The 14765-nt window shown below is 53.7% G+C and carries 15 protein-coding genes; 13 read left to right on the forward strand and 2 right to left on the reverse strand.

Translation table 11 applies throughout. From position 1 onward, the window contains the following. Window positions 1–58: 58 nt before the first annotated feature. On the forward strand, window positions 59–1390 hold the full coding sequence (gene dinF / locus JKP81_RS12620; protein WP_200552025.1) for an MATE family efflux transporter DinF: 1332 nt from the start codon (window positions 59–61) through the stop codon (window positions 1388–1390). Window positions 1391–1568: 178 nt separating this feature from the next. Next, window positions 1569–1778: a CsbD family protein gene (locus JKP81_RS12625; protein WP_007372427.1), complete on the forward strand. Its 210-nt coding sequence runs from the start codon at window positions 1569–1571 to the stop codon at window positions 1776–1778. Window positions 1779–2069: 291 nt separating this feature from the next. Here the strand turns inward: JKP81_RS12625 and zur are convergent, their stop codons facing one another. Further along, entirely contained in the window at window positions 2070–2585 is a 516-nt protein-coding gene (gene zur / locus JKP81_RS12630) for a zinc uptake transcriptional repressor Zur (RefSeq protein WP_200552026.1), read from the reverse strand. Between the two features lie 283 nt (window positions 2586–2868). Here zur and traF point away from each other — a divergent pair, with 283 nt between their 5' ends. The 3 genes from traF to pspG all read left to right on the forward strand — a co-directional run bounded on the left by traF (window position 2869) and on the right by pspG (window position 5643). Further along, the gene (gene traF, locus JKP81_RS12635) at window positions 2869–4185 is read left to right on the forward strand and encodes a conjugal transfer protein TraF (protein ID WP_200552027.1); all 1317 of its coding nucleotides are present in this window, start codon (window positions 2869–2871) and stop codon (window positions 4183–4185) included. A gap of 82 nt (window positions 4186–4267) precedes the next feature. Continuing rightward, window positions 4268–5266, forward strand: a complete 999-nt coding sequence (dusA, locus tag JKP81_RS12640) for a tRNA dihydrouridine(20/20a) synthase DusA (protein ID WP_200552028.1) — start codon at window positions 4268–4270, stop codon at window positions 5264–5266. A 134-nt stretch (window positions 5267–5400) separates the two neighbouring features. Beyond that, window positions 5401–5643 (forward strand): envelope stress response protein PspG, encoded by a 243-nt coding sequence (gene pspG / locus JKP81_RS12645; RefSeq protein ID WP_086873915.1) that lies wholly within the window; start codon window positions 5401–5403, stop codon window positions 5641–5643. Between the two features lie 188 nt (window positions 5644–5831). Here pspG and JKP81_RS12650 read toward each other — a convergent pair whose 3' ends face one another. Beyond that, window positions 5832–6815, reverse strand: coding sequence for a quinone oxidoreductase (locus JKP81_RS12650; RefSeq protein WP_086873916.1), 984 nt, complete (start codon window positions 6813–6815; stop codon window positions 5832–5834). 59 nt (window positions 6816–6874) lie between these two features. Here JKP81_RS12650 and dnaB point away from each other — a divergent pair, with 59 nt between their 5' ends. From dnaB to JKP81_RS12690, 8 genes are all read left to right on the forward strand, one after another. After that, window positions 6875–8281: a replicative DNA helicase gene (dnaB, locus tag JKP81_RS12655; protein WP_017459445.1), complete on the forward strand. Its 1407-nt coding sequence runs from the start codon at window positions 6875–6877 to the stop codon at window positions 8279–8281. Window positions 8282–8424: 143 nt separating this feature from the next. Continuing rightward, window positions 8425–9504, forward strand: coding sequence for an alanine racemase (alr, locus tag JKP81_RS12660; RefSeq protein WP_200552029.1), 1080 nt, complete (start codon window positions 8425–8427; stop codon window positions 9502–9504). A 12-nt stretch (window positions 9505–9516) separates the two neighbouring features. Then, window positions 9517–10074, forward strand: a complete 558-nt coding sequence (gene pnuC, locus JKP81_RS12665; RefSeq protein WP_025263765.1) for a nicotinamide riboside transporter PnuC — start codon at window positions 9517–9519, stop codon at window positions 10072–10074. Further along, entirely contained in the window at window positions 10071–11075 is a 1005-nt protein-coding gene (locus JKP81_RS12670) for an AAA family ATPase (RefSeq protein ID WP_200552202.1), read from the forward strand. Before pnuC ends, JKP81_RS12670 begins: the two co-directional genes overlap by 4 nt. Before the next feature lie 100 nt (window positions 11076–11175). After that, window positions 11176–12369: an aromatic amino acid transaminase gene (tyrB, locus tag JKP81_RS12675; RefSeq protein WP_200552030.1), complete on the forward strand. Its 1194-nt coding sequence runs from the start codon at window positions 11176–11178 to the stop codon at window positions 12367–12369. A 188-nt stretch (window positions 12370–12557) separates the two neighbouring features. Further along, window positions 12558–13265: an acid phosphatase AphA gene (gene aphA / locus JKP81_RS12680; protein WP_200552031.1), complete on the forward strand. Its 708-nt coding sequence runs from the start codon at window positions 12558–12560 to the stop codon at window positions 13263–13265. A gap of 70 nt (window positions 13266–13335) precedes the next feature. Further along, window positions 13336–13752, forward strand: a complete 417-nt coding sequence (locus tag JKP81_RS12685) for a secondary thiamine-phosphate synthase enzyme YjbQ (RefSeq protein WP_200552032.1) — start codon at window positions 13336–13338, stop codon at window positions 13750–13752. Between the two features lie 80 nt (window positions 13753–13832). After that, entirely contained in the window at window positions 13833–14723 is an 891-nt protein-coding gene (locus JKP81_RS12690) for a transcriptional regulator (protein WP_200552033.1), read from the forward strand. The last annotated feature ends 42 nt before the right edge of the window (window positions 14724–14765 follow it).

Consider the following 14765-nt stretch of genomic DNA (forward strand, 5'->3'; position numbering starts at 1 on the left):
CTGAGTCAGGTTCCGCAGCGATCTCTACTTTTCCCTCACTAACTTTCACATTCATACCATGCCACTGCTAACCGCATCCGACAAAGCGCTCTGGCGGCTTGCGCTGCCGATGATCTTCTCGAATATCACCGTCCCGTTGCTGGGGCTGGTGGATACGGCGGTAGTGGGGCATCTGGACAGCCCGGTTTACCTGGGCGGCGTAGCGATTGGCGCAACGGCGACCAGTTTCCTCTTTATGCTGTTGCTTTTTTTGCGCATGAGCACCACCGGCCTGACCGCTCAGGCGTTCGGCGCGAAAAATGCGCCCGCGCTGGCACGTGCATTAGTCCAGCCTTTGCTGCTGGCGCTTGGAGCCGGTGTGTTGATTGCCCTGCTGCGCACGCCACTTATCGATCTGGCACTGCATATCACTGGCGGTAGCGAGGCGGTGCTGGAACAGGCGCGACGGTTCCTGGATATTCGCTGGTTGAGCGCACCCGCTTCGCTGGGGAATCTGGTGTTGCTCGGTTGGTTGCTCGGCGTGCAGTATGCGCGTGCACCAGTGATCTTGCTGGTGGTGGGGAATCTGCTCAACATTATGCTCGATCTGTGGTTGGTCATGGGGCTGCATATGAATGTGCAAGGTGCGGCGCTTGCCACAGTCATCGCGGAATATGCCACTTTCGCCATTGGTTTATGGATGGTGCGACACGTACTGGTGATGCGCGGCATTCCATTACTGACACTGAAAAATGCATGGCGCGGCGGCGTGCGGCGTTTGCTGGCGCTGAACCGCGATATCATGCTGCGTTCGCTGCTGCTACAACTTTGCTTTGGTTCGATAACGGTGTTTGGTGCCCGACTCGGGGATGAGACGGTGGCGGCAAACGCGGTGCTGATGATGTTTTTGACCTTTACCGCCTATGCGCTCGATGGTTTCGCCTACGCGGTTGAGGCGCACTCCGGGCAGGCTTACGGTGCCAGAGACGGCAGTCAATTGATGCATATCTGGCGGGCTGCTTGCCGGCAGGCCGGTCTGGTGGCGCTGTTCTTTGCCGTTGTGTATGCGCTGGCGGGTCAGCAAATTATCGCGTTGTTAACGTCGCTACCCGCCCTGCAACAGCTTGCCGGGCATTATCTGATTTGGCAGGTCATCTTACCGTTAGTGGGAGTGTGGTGTTATCTGCTGGACGGAATGTTTGTGGGTGCAACGCGCGCGACCGAAATGCGTAACAGCATGGCGGTGGCGGCAGCAGGGTTTGCCGTTACGCTACTCACCGTGCCTGTTTTGGGTAATCATGGTTTGTGGTTGTCGCTCGCTGTGTTCCTTGCTCTGCGTGGGCTGACGCTGGCGCTGATATGGCGTCGTCACTGGCGCAACAACAGTTGGTTTGCTGCTACAGATTGTTGATCCCGCTTTATTCCTCATCGTTGTGTACGATTTTTCTCGTCTCGTTTACGCTGCTTTTATCTTTTTAGATGGTTAAAGATTCCGAATAAAATTCATAATGCGGAATCCCTGACTACAATAATCATTACGTTCAGCACGGCGAGAACGTCATTTTAAACCGAACGATAAGGAGTCCATGATGAATAAAGACGAAGTCGGCGGTAACTGGAAACAGTTTAAAGGTACTGTGAAAGAGAAGTGGGGCAAGCTCACCGATGACGATATGACGATCATTGAAGGTAAACGTGATCAGTTGGTGGGTAAAATCCAGGAACGTTACGGTTACGCGAAAGATCAGGCGGAAAAAGAAGTGACGGACTGGGAAACGCGTAATGATTACCGTTGGTAGCCAACACATCCCCTCAAATGTGTTAACCCTCTGAAAGGCTACCCTGCCCGAAGGTACAAGGATGTACCACCCCTCCAGATTCCACATTTATGAGCTCGAAACGCATTGATTTGGCTTACAAGCTTCCAAATTTTGCGTTCTTATCGCATCCCTCTTTCTATCTATCTCGTTTTACCAACGGTTTGCCTGACTTAGGACTGCCGCAGTATGTGCTTGCTCGCCGCCGTTAAAATGCGATACCTGGCAGGTTGTGGCGTAGGTAATAAATAGCCGATAAAAAACGAGAGACTATTATCGCGGTTTTTTCTTTAGCGGGACGCTATGGTCATGCTGGCAGTGACCGTGATGGCGGCAGGCTTCCACTTCCACACAAGCCGCACACAGGCCATGCGCTTCAATGACATTATGGCGCAGGGCAAAACCCATTTTCGCTGCCAGCGCATGCATAATATCTTCCACGCCTTCGGCTTGTTCTTCTTTCACTGAACCACAGCGGTCACAAATAAACATTGCTGACGTGTGCGTCGGCTGATCAAAAAGGTGGCACAGCACATAACTGTTCGTGGACTCCACTTTGTGAACGAACCCTTGCTCCAGCAGAAAATCAAGCGCGCGATAAACTGTCGGTGGTTTTGCTTGTGGCTCGCTTTCGCGCAGCAGATCAAGCAAATCATAGGCGCTAATTGCCCCTTGTTGCAGGCTCAGCAATCGCAATACTTCAAGGCGCTGGGGAGTCAGGCGCACATTGCGCTGCGCGCACAGCTTTTCAGCCTGCACTAACATCTCTTGCGAAGTGGTCTTATCCATTTGCGCTCTCTGGTCGGGGAAATAGAAACGCACACTTTACCATGTCCTGTCCAAAACACCGAGATCGCCGCCCGTAAACTCCTTTTCTCACTTTCCTTCCCGAAACGAATTTCCTCTTCTATAAATATTGAGAGTTTCCTCAATAACGATAACGTTCATATATATCCTGTACGTTCACTTGATTTAGCTTCTTTTTTGGTCGTTGTTCGCAGCAATAGTGAATTCCTGTTTCTTTTAAAATAAACAGGCTTAAAAAAACTCATCTGGCTACGAGACACATATTGTGAATAAAAAACGTAAACTTTCAGTGGTCGCTATCGCTGTCTCCTTCTTTGCAGCAAATCAAGCAGGAGCAGCCAATACCTGGGCAGAAGCACGTAACGATGCAATGGGAGGAACGGGTGTTGCATCGGCAAATTATGGTAGTGGGGCGCTCATCAACCCGGCGTTGCTGGCGAAAGCCAAGCCGGAAGATAACGTCACGATTATCCTGCCGAGCGTTCAGGCGCAAATTACCGACAAAGATAACCTTCGCGATGAAATCGATAACATCAATGACAAAATTGATGGTTACAAGGATGTGGTCGATAACCTGACCGCTGCGCAGATCATTGCCAACCCGATTGGCACGGTCAATCAGTTCCAGAATGCGGCGAAAGATCTGGCCGACGAACTGGTGTTTCTGAAAGGCAAAACCGCTCAGGCCAAAGCTGCCGCAGGCATTGCGGTCAGCATTCCAAATGATGTGCTCTCGCTGGCTTTCGTTACCAAAGCGTATGCGCACGCCCGCGTAAGCTCGAATATCGATCAACAGGATATTGATTACCTGCGCAATATTCAGAACAACACCGGTTTTGCCGTAGGCGAAGCGTTAGGCGCGGTGGTTTCGCCAAACGGTAGCGAAGAGATCACCAAAAACCTTAACTCTACCGCAGCGGGCCGTGCGGCAATTGTCTCCGACTTTGGTATCGCCATGGCGCGCCAGTTTGAAGTCGCTGGCGTGCCGTTGTCCCTTGGCGTGACGCCGAAGCTGCAAAAAACGTGGGTCTACAACTACACCGCGTCTATTTATGACTATAAGAGCAGCGACCTGAAAGACAGTCGTTATCGTACCGATGACACTGGCTTTAACATCGATGTCGGTGCCGCCGCAGACTTTGGTGAAAACATTACTGTTGGCTTAACCGGCACCAACCTGATCTCTCGCGATATCGATACTCAGGACATTCGTATTCGCAATGGCAGAACCGGTGATGTCACCAATTACAAAGACACCTACCAGATCAGCCCGGTGGTGACGGCTGGCGCGGCCTGGCACAACGATCTGGTGACATTAAGCGCCGACGGGGATTTAACCGAGACCAAAGGCTTTAAGAGCGAGAAAAACTCCCAGTACGTGGGCGTTGGTGCGGAAGTTCGCCCGCTTAGCTGGCTGGCGGTGCGTGCCGGTTACCGTGCGGATGTGAAAGGCGATGATAAAAACGTCTTCACTGGCGGTGTCGGTTTTGCACCGTTTAACCGTGTCCATGTCGATTTGATGGGGCTGGTCGGTGAAGATGAAACCTGGGGTGCAGGCGCGCAGCTGAGCGTCACATTTTAAGGTTTAGCCGGAGGCGCTGCGCCTCCGGTTTTGCCTGTGCTATAGTAGCGCCCCTTTTTCATTCGATGCTTAAATATTCGCCATGCTGCCACACAATCAGTCCGCTACTTTTCCTGCCCATCGTTTCTCCATTGCGCCGATGCTCGACTGGACGGACCGACATTGCCGCTACTTCTTGCGCCAGCTGTCGCGCCAGACGTTGCTCTACACCGAAATGGTCACCACCGGTGCCATCATTCATGGCAAGGGCGATTACCTGGCGTTTAGCGAAGAAGAACATCCGGTGGCGTTGCAGCTCGGTGGTAGCGATCCGGCGCAGCTTGCCCATTGTGCGAAGCTGGCCGAAGCGCGCGGGTATGATGAAATTAACCTCAACGTCGGGTGTCCGTCCGATCGCGTGCAGAATGGCCGTTTCGGCGCATGCCTGATGGGCGAAGCGCAACTGGTGGCGGATTGCATCAAAGCGATGCGTGATGTGGTGTCAATTCCGGTCACTGTCAAAACGCGTATTGGCATTGACGATCAGGACAGCTACGAATTTCTCTGCGACTTTATTGGCACCGTGGCCGGAAAAGGCGAATGTGAAAGTTTTATCATCCATGCGCGCAAAGCGTGGCTTTCAGGATTAAGCCCGAAAGAGAACCGCGAAATTCCACCGCTGGATTACCCTCGCGTTTATCAGCTGAAACGTGATTTTCCGCACCTGACAATGGCCATTAACGGCGGTATCAAATCGCTGGAAGAAGCCAAAGCGCATCTGGAGCATATGGATGGCGTGATGGTCGGTCGCGAAGCGTATCAGAACCCTGGCATGCTGGCGTCTGTTGACCGCGAGATCTTTGGCACCGACGTGGCGGATGCCGATCCGGTCGCCGTGGTGCGCGCCATGTATCCCTACATTGAGCGCGAGCTGAGTCAGGGCGCGTATCTCGGGCATATCACACGCCATATGCTGGGGCTGTTTCAGGGCGTTCCCGGCGCGCGCCAGTGGCGTCGTTATCTGAGTGAAAATGCGCATAAAGCCGGTGCGGATATCGCGGTGGTGGAACACGCGCTCAATCTGGTGGCGTCAAGGCGTTAAAATTTAACCAAAAGGTAGTCAAATTCACTAAGCTTCGCCTTCTGCTGCGGAGCTTTTTTATTGATAACTAAGATGATTTTTCCTGGCATGATTCTTGTAATAACAGCCGGAGTTACCTCTTTGGGAGATCCATCATGCTGGAATTACTGTTTATCGTGGGCTTTTTTATCATGTTGCTGGTGACCGGTGTTTCGCTGCTCGGCATCATCGCGGCGCTGCTGGTGGCAACGGCTGTCATGTTTCTCGGCGGGCTTTTCGCATTGATGATCAAGCTATTGCCATGGCTGCTGCTGGCCGTCGCCGTTGTCTGGATTATCCGTGCCGTGAAAGAACCGAAGGTCCCGCGTTATCAACGCAATAACCGTTGGCGTTACTAAAGTATTGCGTGGTTCGTCACATACCGAAGACTTTTCCCGGTACATTGCTTAGAACCGAATAGGATTTACTTATTAAATCTGTCACTATCGCGACGTTAACGAATTCATCGCGCTGTACCCTACAATGCAGCCGAACTAAAAAAGAAAGGGCTTCCCACGGGAAGCCCTAATTCTTTCAGGTATTTAGCTTAAGGGATCAACAGGCTTGAGCCCTGCGTCGCCCGGCTCTCCAGTACTTCATGCGCCCGCTGTGCATCTTGCAGCGCGAACTTCTGGCTGTCGGCCACATCCACTTTAATAACCCCACTGGCAATCAGCGAAAACAGCTCATTACTGGCTTCCTGCAACTCTTCCCGGTTAGTGACATAGCCATTGAGGGAAGGGCGTGTGGCGTAGAGCGAGCCTTTCTGGTTAAGAATACCCAGATTCACACCGGTAACCGGGCCGGAAGAGTTGCCAAAGCTCACCATCAATCCGCGACGTCGCAGACAATCAAGCGACGTTTCCCAGGTGTCTTTCCCCACAGAGTCGTACACCACCGCCACCTTTTTACCGCCGGTGAGTTCTTTGACACGTTCCACCACATTCTCTTCGCTGTAGTTGATCACCTGCCAGGCGCCCGCCTGTAATGCGCGCTGCGCTTTTTGCGCGGAACCTACGGTACCAATCAGCTTCGCGCCGAGCGCTTTTGCCCACTGGCAGGCAATCAACCCGACACCACCGGCGGCAGCATGGAACAGGAACATTTCATCTGGCTTGATTTCGTAGGTTTTGCGCAGCAGATAAAACACCGTCAGCCCCTTCAGGAACGACGCCGCCGCTTGCTCGAAGGAGATAGCGTTCGGTAGCACCGCAACTTTATCCGCTAAAACGTTGTGTACCGAGCTGTACGCGCCCAGCCCCGATTGCGCATACACCACGCGATCACCCACTTTCACCTGCGTAACACCGCTGCCCACTTTGCTTACCACGCCTGCCGCTTCGGTGCCCAGTCCACTGGGTAACGCTGGCGGTGGATATAACCCGCTACGGATATAGGTATCGATATAGTTGATGCCGATGGCTTTATTTTCTACCTGCACTTCGTTTTCCGCTGGCGCTGCGGGGGTGAACTCAACCGCTTTAAGCACCTCAGGCCCACCATGCTTTTGAAATTCTATTCTCGTCGCCATGCTTCCTCCTGATGTGATAATCTCTCAACCCATTCATTACCCGGATAGCTCCATTCACTATGGCAGGAAATAAACCCTTCAACAAACAGACTGAAACCCGCGACGTGCAGCTCGAGGGGATGAAAGTGCCTCCGCATTCTATTGAAGCGGAGCAGTCGGTGTTGGGCGGTTTAATGCTGGATAACGAGCGTTGGGACGATGTTGCCGAACGCGTCGTGGCGGATGATTTTTATACGCGCCCGCACCGCCATATTTTTACCGAGATGCACCGCTTGCAGGAGATGGGCAAACCCATCGATCTGATAACGCTCGCAGAATCGCTGGAGCTCCAGGGGCAACTGGACATTGTTGGCGGCTTTGCTTACCTGGCGGAGCTTTCCAAAAATACGCCAAGTGCGGCAAACATTAGTGCTTATGCCGATATCGTTCGCGAACGTGCGGTAGTGCGCGAAATGATTTCGGTGGCGAACGAAATCGCCAACGCCGGTTTTGATCCGCAGGGGCGCAGCAGTGAAGATCTGCTCGATCTTGCCGAATCGCGCGTTTTTAAAATCGCTGAAAGCCGCGCAAATAAAGACGAAGGCCCAAAAAACATCGCCGATGTGCTTGAAGCGACTGTTTCGCGCATCGAACAACTTTTCCAGCAGCCGCACGATGGTGTCACCGGTGTGAATACGGGCTATGACGATCTTAATAAGAAAACGGCGGGTTTACAGCCGTCGGATTTGATCATTGTTGCCGCGCGTCCGTCGATGGGTAAAACGACATTTGCGATGAACCTCGTTGAAAACGCGGCGATGTTGCAGGATAAACCGGTATTAATATTCAGTCTTGAGATGCCCTCCGAACAGATCATGATGCGTTCGCTGGCCTCACTTTCGCGTGTCGATCAGACGCGCATTCGTACCGGCCAACTGGACGATGAAGACTGGGCGCGCATCTCCGGCACCATGGGCATCCTGCTGGAAAAACGCAATATCTATATTGATGACTCTTCCGGCCTGACGCCGACGGAAGTCCGATCCCGTGCGCGGCGTATCGCACGCGAGCATGGCGGCATTGGGCTTATCATGATCGACTACCTGCAACTGATGCGTGTGCCGTCGTTGTCGGATAACCGTACGCTGGAAATCGCCGAAATCTCCCGCTCGCTAAAAGCGCTGGCGAAAGAGTTACAAGTGCCGGTGGTGGCGCTGTCGCAGCTTAACCGCTCGCTGGAGCAGCGCGCCGACAAACGTCCGGTAAACTCCGACTTGCGTGAATCTGGCTCCATCGAGCAGGACGCCGACTTGATCATGTTTATTTATCGTGACGAGGTTTATCACGAAAACAGTGATTTAAAAGGCATTGCAGAAATCATTATTGGTAAACAGCGTAACGGGCCGATAGGTACCGTGCGTCTGACATTTAACGGGCAGTGGTCGCGCTTTGATAATTATGCAGGGCCACAATACGACGACGAATAAATCCTCTTCATCCTTCGCATTACAGGGGCGTTGACTGCCTCCGCTGATCCTGGTCGCCTGGTTTAACAAACCGTCGGGATCGCCGGGCTTGTCGTCTTCCTGCACACGAATGATATTGACGATTGCTTGAAAGGGTAATGTAAATGCAAGCGGCAACCGTAGTAGTTAACCGCCGCGCTCTGCGACACAATCTGCAACGCCTGCGTGAACTGGCTCCCGCCAGCAGCGTGGTTGCGGTCGTGAAAGCGAACGCCTATGGACACGGTCTTCTCGAGACCGCGCGAACGCTCCCCGATGCCGATGCTTTCGGTGTCTCCCGTCTTGAAGAAGCCCTGCAATTACGCGCGGGCGGTATCACACAACCGATTTTGCTGCTGGAAGGTTTCTTCGCCGCCAGCGACCTGCCATTGGTGGCTGAACATCAGCTTCATACGGTGATTCATAGCCTTGAACAGCTGGAAGCGCTGGAAACCGCGACGCTGAAAGCGCCGGTTACCGTGTGGATGAAGCTCGATACCGGCATGCATCGCCTTGGCGTACATCCGCACGAAGCTGAGGCGTTTTATGCGCGTTTGTCGCAGTGCAAAAATGTGCGCCAGCCGGTCAACATTGCCAGCCATTTTGCCCGCGCCGACGAGCCGGAATGCGGCGCAACAGAGCGCCAGCTTGATATCTTCACCACCTTTACTGACGGCAAACCTGGTCTGCGTTCCATTGCCGCTTCCGGCGGTACGCTGCTGTGGCCGCAATCGCACTTCGACTGGGTTCGCCCAGGCATTATCCTGTACGGCGTTTCGCCGCTTGAGAATAAGCCCTGGGGCGAGGATTTCGGTTTTCAGCCTGTCATGACGCTGACTTCGCAACTGATTGCGGTGCGCGAACATAATGCGGGCGATGCGGTGGGCTATGGCGGCACCTGGGAAAGTACGCGTAACACGCGTTTAGGCGTGGTGGCAATGGGTTACGGCGACGGCTATCCACGCGCTGCACCTTCGGGTACGCCAGTGCTGATCAACGGCCGCGAAGTGCCGATTGTCGGGCGTGTGGCAATGGATATGATTTGCGTTGATCTCGGCCCGGATGCGCAAGACAAAGTCGGTGATGAAGTGGTGCTGTGGGGAGAAGGTTTGCCCGTTGAACGCATTGCTGAAGCTACAAAAGTGAGTGCTTACGAACTTATCACGCGCCTGACTTCGCGGGCGACTTTAAAATACATCGACTAAAAGGATTGCGCCTTGTCGCCAATGGAAATCGCCGCCTGTCTGGCTTATGCCCTCTCTGTATGGCTTGCCGCGCGCAATAATATGCACACCTGGTGGACGGGGATTATCGGCTGTGTGCTGTATGGCTGGGTGTTCTACTCCGTACAGCTCTATGCCGATGTCACGCTGCAACTGTTCTTTATTGCCAGTAGTATTGCCGGGTGGATCAACTGGCTAAAAGGCAACCACGGCAGCGAACTGGCGGTGCGCAAAACGCCGCTTAACCATTTGTTGCTGATGTTAGCGGGCGCGCTGGTTGTCGCCGGATGCTACGCCTGGCTGTTGCACCGCTTTACCAACGCGTGGTCGCCGTGGCTGGACTCCGCCATCATGGTTTTCAGCGTGCTCGCGCAATTTATGCTGATGGGGCGCAGGCTCGAAAGCTGGTATTTCTGGCTGCTGGTCAACACCATTGCCGTGCCGCTGTACGCCGCGCGCGATCTCTGGCTCACCGCCGGGTTGTACCTTGTCTTCTGGTGTAACGCCTGGCATGGTCTGTATCAGTGGCGCAAAGCGATGGCCGCGCGATGAATCGCTTTGCCAGCGGTCTGGTTGTCGGAAAATTTGCGCCGTTACACTGCGGCCACGAGCGATTGATCAATGCCGCGCTGGAACAGTGCGAGCGTGTCTGGATAGTCAGTTATTCCCTGCCGGAATTACCCGGCTGTGAGCCTGAAAAACGCGAACGCTGGCTGCGTGCGCGTTTCCCACAATGCGACATTCTGGTTCTCACCCCCCAGCGTCTCGCTGATTATGGCTTGAGCGCACCACCGCATAACGATGCCGACGGTGAGCTGCACCGCCACTACATGGCCGATATCTGTTTGCAGATTCTGCACTGCCGGCCGCAGGCGGTATTTACCGCTGAGGATTACGGCGACGGCTTTGCCCGCGTACTCAGTGAACGCTTTGCACGCCCTGTCGCGCATGTGCGTTTGCAGCGTGAGCAGGGGGAGCAAGCGCCTTCCGGCACGCTGATCCGCAGTGATGTTCATCGCTGGCGGCAGATGTTAGCGCCCGTTGTTTACCGGGATTTCGTGCAGCGCATTTGTCTGCTGGGCGGTGAATCGACCGGCAAAAGCACCCTGAGCGTTGCGCTGGCGCAGGAGCTTGAGACGGCGTATGTGGCGGAATATGGTCGCGAACGCTGGGATGAAAAGGGCGGTGAACTGGTTTATGACGATATGCTGCCGATTGCACAAACGCAGGTGCAGCGCGAAGATGCTGCCGACGCCCGGCAGTGGCTGGTGTGCGACACCTCCCCGCTGACGACGCTGTTCTATACGCTGGCGATGTTTGACCACGCGCCGGATGCGCTCTATGCACTGGCGCAGCGGCACTACCACCTCGTGGTGCTGTGTGACGACGATTTCCCGTTTGTACAGGATGGCACCCGCCAGGATGAAACCTTCCGCCAGCGCCAGCAGGCCTGGTACAACGAACAGCTGACGCAACGCGGCATTCCCTTTCTGCGTGTACACGGTTCGGTAAGCGAGCGCGTGGCGCAAATTCTCGCCGCGCTGCGCGGCTAAAGCGCTTATTTTTTAACACCGCTGTTACTACTCTCGATCTTCCTCTGCTTCCGGTTTATTGTGGTGGTTCTTGCCTACTGTAAACCTGGAGAGTACACGCGTGTTTCAGAAAGTTGACGCCTACGCCGGCGACCCGATTCTGTCGTTAATGGAGCGCTTTAAAGAAGATCCCCGCAGCGACAAGGTTAATCTCAGCATCGGGCTGTATTACAACGAAGACGGCATCATCCCGCGTTTGCAGGCGGTTGCCGAGGCCGAAGCGCGCCTGAACGCACAGCCGCACGGTGCGTCGGTCTATCTGCCGATGGAAGGGCTAAACAGCTATCGCGACGCGATAGCTCCGCTGCTGTTCGGTGCAGAACATCCGGTACTGGCGCAAAAACGCGTTGCCACCATCCAGACATTAGGCGGCTCCGGTGCGCTGAAAGTCGGCGCAGATTTTCTGAAACGTTACTTTCCAGATTCCGGCGTGTGGGTCAGTGACCCGACCTGGGAAAACCATGTCGCCATTTTTGAAGGTGCTGGCTTCGTAGTGAGTACTTACCCCTGGTACGACAGTGCTACTAACGGTGTGCGTTTTGAAGCATTTCTGGAAAAACTGAACACCCTGGCCGCACAGAGCATTGTGCTGCTGCACCCATGCTGCCATAACCCAACCGGTGCGGATCTCACTCACGCGCAGTGGGATCAGGTGGTTGAGGTGTTGAAAGCGCGCAATCTGATCCCATTCCTCGACATCGCCTATCAGGGCTTTGGTGCCGGAATGGAAGACGATGCTTATGCCATCCGTGCCGTTGCCCGCGCCGGGCTGCCTGCGCTGGTCAGCAACTCATTTTCGAAAATTTTCTCGCTGTATGGCGAGCGCGTTGGCGGGCTTTCCGTGGTGTGTGACGATGCGGACGCCGCCAGCCGCGTGCTGGGGCAGCTCAAGGCCACCGTGCGCCGTAACTACTCCAGCCCGCCGAATTTTGGCGCACAGCTGGTCGCGACAGTGCTTGGCGACACCGGTCTGAAAGCCTCCTGGCTGGCGGAAGTGGAAGCCATGCGTACGCGTATTCTGGCGATGCGCCAGGAGCTGGTCACCGTGCTGAAAGAGGCAGTACCAGGCGGGAATTTCGATTATCTGCTTAAACAGCGCGGCATGTTCAGTTATACCGGCCTGAGCGCAGCGCAGGTTGACCGTCTGCGTGAAGAGTTTGGCGTTTATCTCATCGCCAGCGGGCGGATGTGTGTTGCCGGTCTTAACAGCCGCAATGTCCACCGCGTGGCGCAAGCATTCGCCGCAGTAATGTAAGCACCCACTTACTTTTTCCCATCCCCTGCGTCCTGGCAGGGGATTATTTATGCCTCAACATTCGCTTATTCTCTGAATAATCTGCAAAAAATCCTTTTTTTCATCGGCTTCACAGGGTATGGTCTGGTAACATTTTGACCATTCGCACCATTTATAAAATATAACGAACTGATAATTTAGGGATAAATATGCGAAAGTTCATACGCGCGCTCGGCGCGGTCTGCCTGTGGATGACGTTTGGCAGCGCGGTTTACGCATCGGCACCCACGCCGGTATCTGAAGGCACCAATGTTGCCAGGCTCGCCGAACAGGCACCTGTTCACTGGGTTTCTGTGGCGCAAATTGAAAATTCTCTGATCGAACGCCCGCCAATGGCGGTCGGGTTTGATATTGACGACACGGTGCTATTTTCCAGCCCCGGTTTCTGGCGCGGTAAAAAAACCTGGTCGCCGGAGAGCGAAGCTTATCTGCAAAACCCGGCGTTTTGGGAAAAGATGAACAACGGCTGGGACGAGTTCAGTATTCCGAAAGAAGTGGCTCGCCATCTGATCGCGATGCATGTAAAGCGCGGTGACAGCATCTTTTTCATCACCGGCCGTAGCCCGACAAAAACGGAAACGGTGAGTAAAACGCTACAGGACGATTTTCTTATTCCTGCGGCCAATATGAACCCGGTGATTTTCGCCGGCGATAAGCCCGGACAGAACAGCAAAACCCAGTGGCTGAAAGCCAATAAAATCCGCATTTTCTATGGCGATTCAGACAGCGATATCACCGCGGCACGAGAAAGCGAAGCCCGGCCAATTCGCGTGCTACGCGCTTCAAACTCGACCTATCGCCCTTTACCGCAGGCGGGTGCGCTGGGCGAGGAAGTGATTGTGAACTCCGAGTATTAGCCCTGGCTTTCCTGTTCTGGCAACATGCTGCCACACTGACAAGAGTTCATCTTGCTGACAGGAGATAGGCATGTGGTATCAACAAACCCTTACGCTTGGCGCGAAGTCGCGCGGGTTTCATCTGGTGACGGACGAAGTGCTTGGGCAACTTCGCGATATCTCCCGCATTAACGTTGGTTTGCTGCACTTGTTGCTGCAACATACCTCTGCTTCGCTCACCCTGAACGAAAATTGCGATCCCACCGTGCGCCACGATATGGAGCAGCATTTTCTACAAGCCGTGCCGGACAACGCGCCGTATGAGCATGATTACGAAGGGCCGGATGATATGCCGTCGCACATTAAATCCTCGCTGTTAGGCGTTTCGCTGCTGTTACCTGTGCAAAACGGGCGCGTGGTGCTGGGCACATGGCAGGGAATTTGGCTTGGCGAGCACCGCATTCACGGTGGCTCGCGAAAAATCATCGCCACGCTGCAGGGAGAGTAGCCGCTCCATCAAACCTCCATATACCCCGGTTATAAGCCTGCATAAAGACGTGTGGGTGCGTCTGATAACACGGGGTAGTTATGGTTTTACGGAATGTTTTCGCGTGGCTGTACGGTTGGGAACCGTGCGATTTCGCCACCTACAAAATGGTCTGGCAACAATTTGGCGGTTCTGTCTGTACACATCCGGATGTGCTGCAATTTTTAAGTGCTGAAACGGGGGCGAAGCTGGATTTTTACGTCATTCGTCGCAAGCAGGTATACATTGGCGCGTGTTACGCGATGAAGGGTTCGCTATCGCTACAGGACCGGCGTTATCCCTTTGTTTTTGATGACATCATGCTGCCGCTGCAAACGAAAAAGGTGGGGTATTTACCTGTGGTTACCAAGCGGCTGTCGCCGCACCATCGCACAGATTTTCTCAATGTTTTATTCAGCGGTTATTTAAAAAACAAGATCTGCTACGTCAAAGAGAGCTTCTCGAAAGCGTCACAGAAAAAACGCAACGGCGAAAGGAAAAAGTTTCTTGCCTGTGGCGGTGAACTTCGGTGGGTTGATGACTTTTCAGATAGCGAACTGGCCGATATTTATATCGACGTGTTCAAACAGCGCTGGCAGGGTAAAATTTACTGTTTTACACGTGATGACTTAATCAGAACATTTGCTGCATTGCGGCATTTACTCTTTGGTGCTGTGCTTTTTATTCATGGTCGCCCCTGCGCATTTGATATCATTTTTATGTCGGAATGTGATGGCTATTTTTATTTTGATGATATTAATGGTGGATATTCGCAAAACTATCCTGAATTTAATTTGGGCAGTATTTTGTTGTGGGTGAATATCTGTAAAGCGAAAGAATTATGTACCGCGAAAGATAAAAAATTTAAGTTCTCTCTCGGGGTCTATAAAGATTACTGGAGCTATAAAAAACAGTGGTGCGACATTCTGCCGTTGGGCAGGACGCTATTTTAACGGAGGCTCCCGGCGGCGCTTATCCCCCGCCGGGAGCCTGCT

Source organism: Kosakonia sp. LAM2021, assembly GCF_016620385.1.
Classification (GTDB): Bacteria; Pseudomonadota; Gammaproteobacteria; order Enterobacterales; family Enterobacteriaceae; genus Kosakonia; species Kosakonia sacchari.

What these genes read in the sequence shown, in the direction of transcription:
- aphA (WP_200552031.1), top strand. Translation starts at nt 12,558, where the DNA reads ATGCGAAAGTTCATACGCGCGCTCGGCGCGGTCTGCCTGTGGATGACG.
- alr (WP_200552029.1), top strand. Translation starts at nt 8,425, where the DNA reads ATGCAAGCGGCAACCGTAGTAGTTAACCGCCGCGCTCTGCGACACAAT.
- zur (WP_200552026.1), bottom strand. Translation starts at nt 2,585, where the DNA reads ATGGATAAGACCACTTCGCAAGAGATGTTAGTGCAGGCTGAAAAGCTG.
- dinF (WP_200552025.1), top strand. Translation starts at nt 59, where the DNA reads ATGCCACTGCTAACCGCATCCGACAAAGCGCTCTGGCGGCTTGCGCTG.
- JKP81_RS12670 (WP_200552202.1), top strand. Translation starts at nt 10,071, where the DNA reads ATGAATCGCTTTGCCAGCGGTCTGGTTGTCGGAAAATTTGCGCCGTTA.
- JKP81_RS12625 (WP_007372427.1), top strand. Translation starts at nt 1,569, where the DNA reads ATGAATAAAGACGAAGTCGGCGGTAACTGGAAACAGTTTAAAGGTACT.
- JKP81_RS12650 (WP_086873916.1), bottom strand. Translation starts at nt 6,815, where the DNA reads ATGGCGACGAGAATAGAATTTCAAAAGCATGGTGGGCCTGAGGTGCTT.
- dusA (WP_200552028.1), top strand. Translation starts at nt 4,268, where the DNA reads ATGCTGCCACACAATCAGTCCGCTACTTTTCCTGCCCATCGTTTCTCC.
- JKP81_RS12690 (WP_200552033.1), top strand. Translation starts at nt 13,833, where the DNA reads ATGGTTTTACGGAATGTTTTCGCGTGGCTGTACGGTTGGGAACCGTGC.
- pspG (WP_086873915.1), top strand. Translation starts at nt 5,401, where the DNA reads ATGCTGGAATTACTGTTTATCGTGGGCTTTTTTATCATGTTGCTGGTG.
- JKP81_RS12685 (WP_200552032.1), top strand. Translation starts at nt 13,336, where the DNA reads ATGTGGTATCAACAAACCCTTACGCTTGGCGCGAAGTCGCGCGGGTTT.
- dnaB (WP_017459445.1), top strand. Translation starts at nt 6,875, where the DNA reads ATGGCAGGAAATAAACCCTTCAACAAACAGACTGAAACCCGCGACGTG.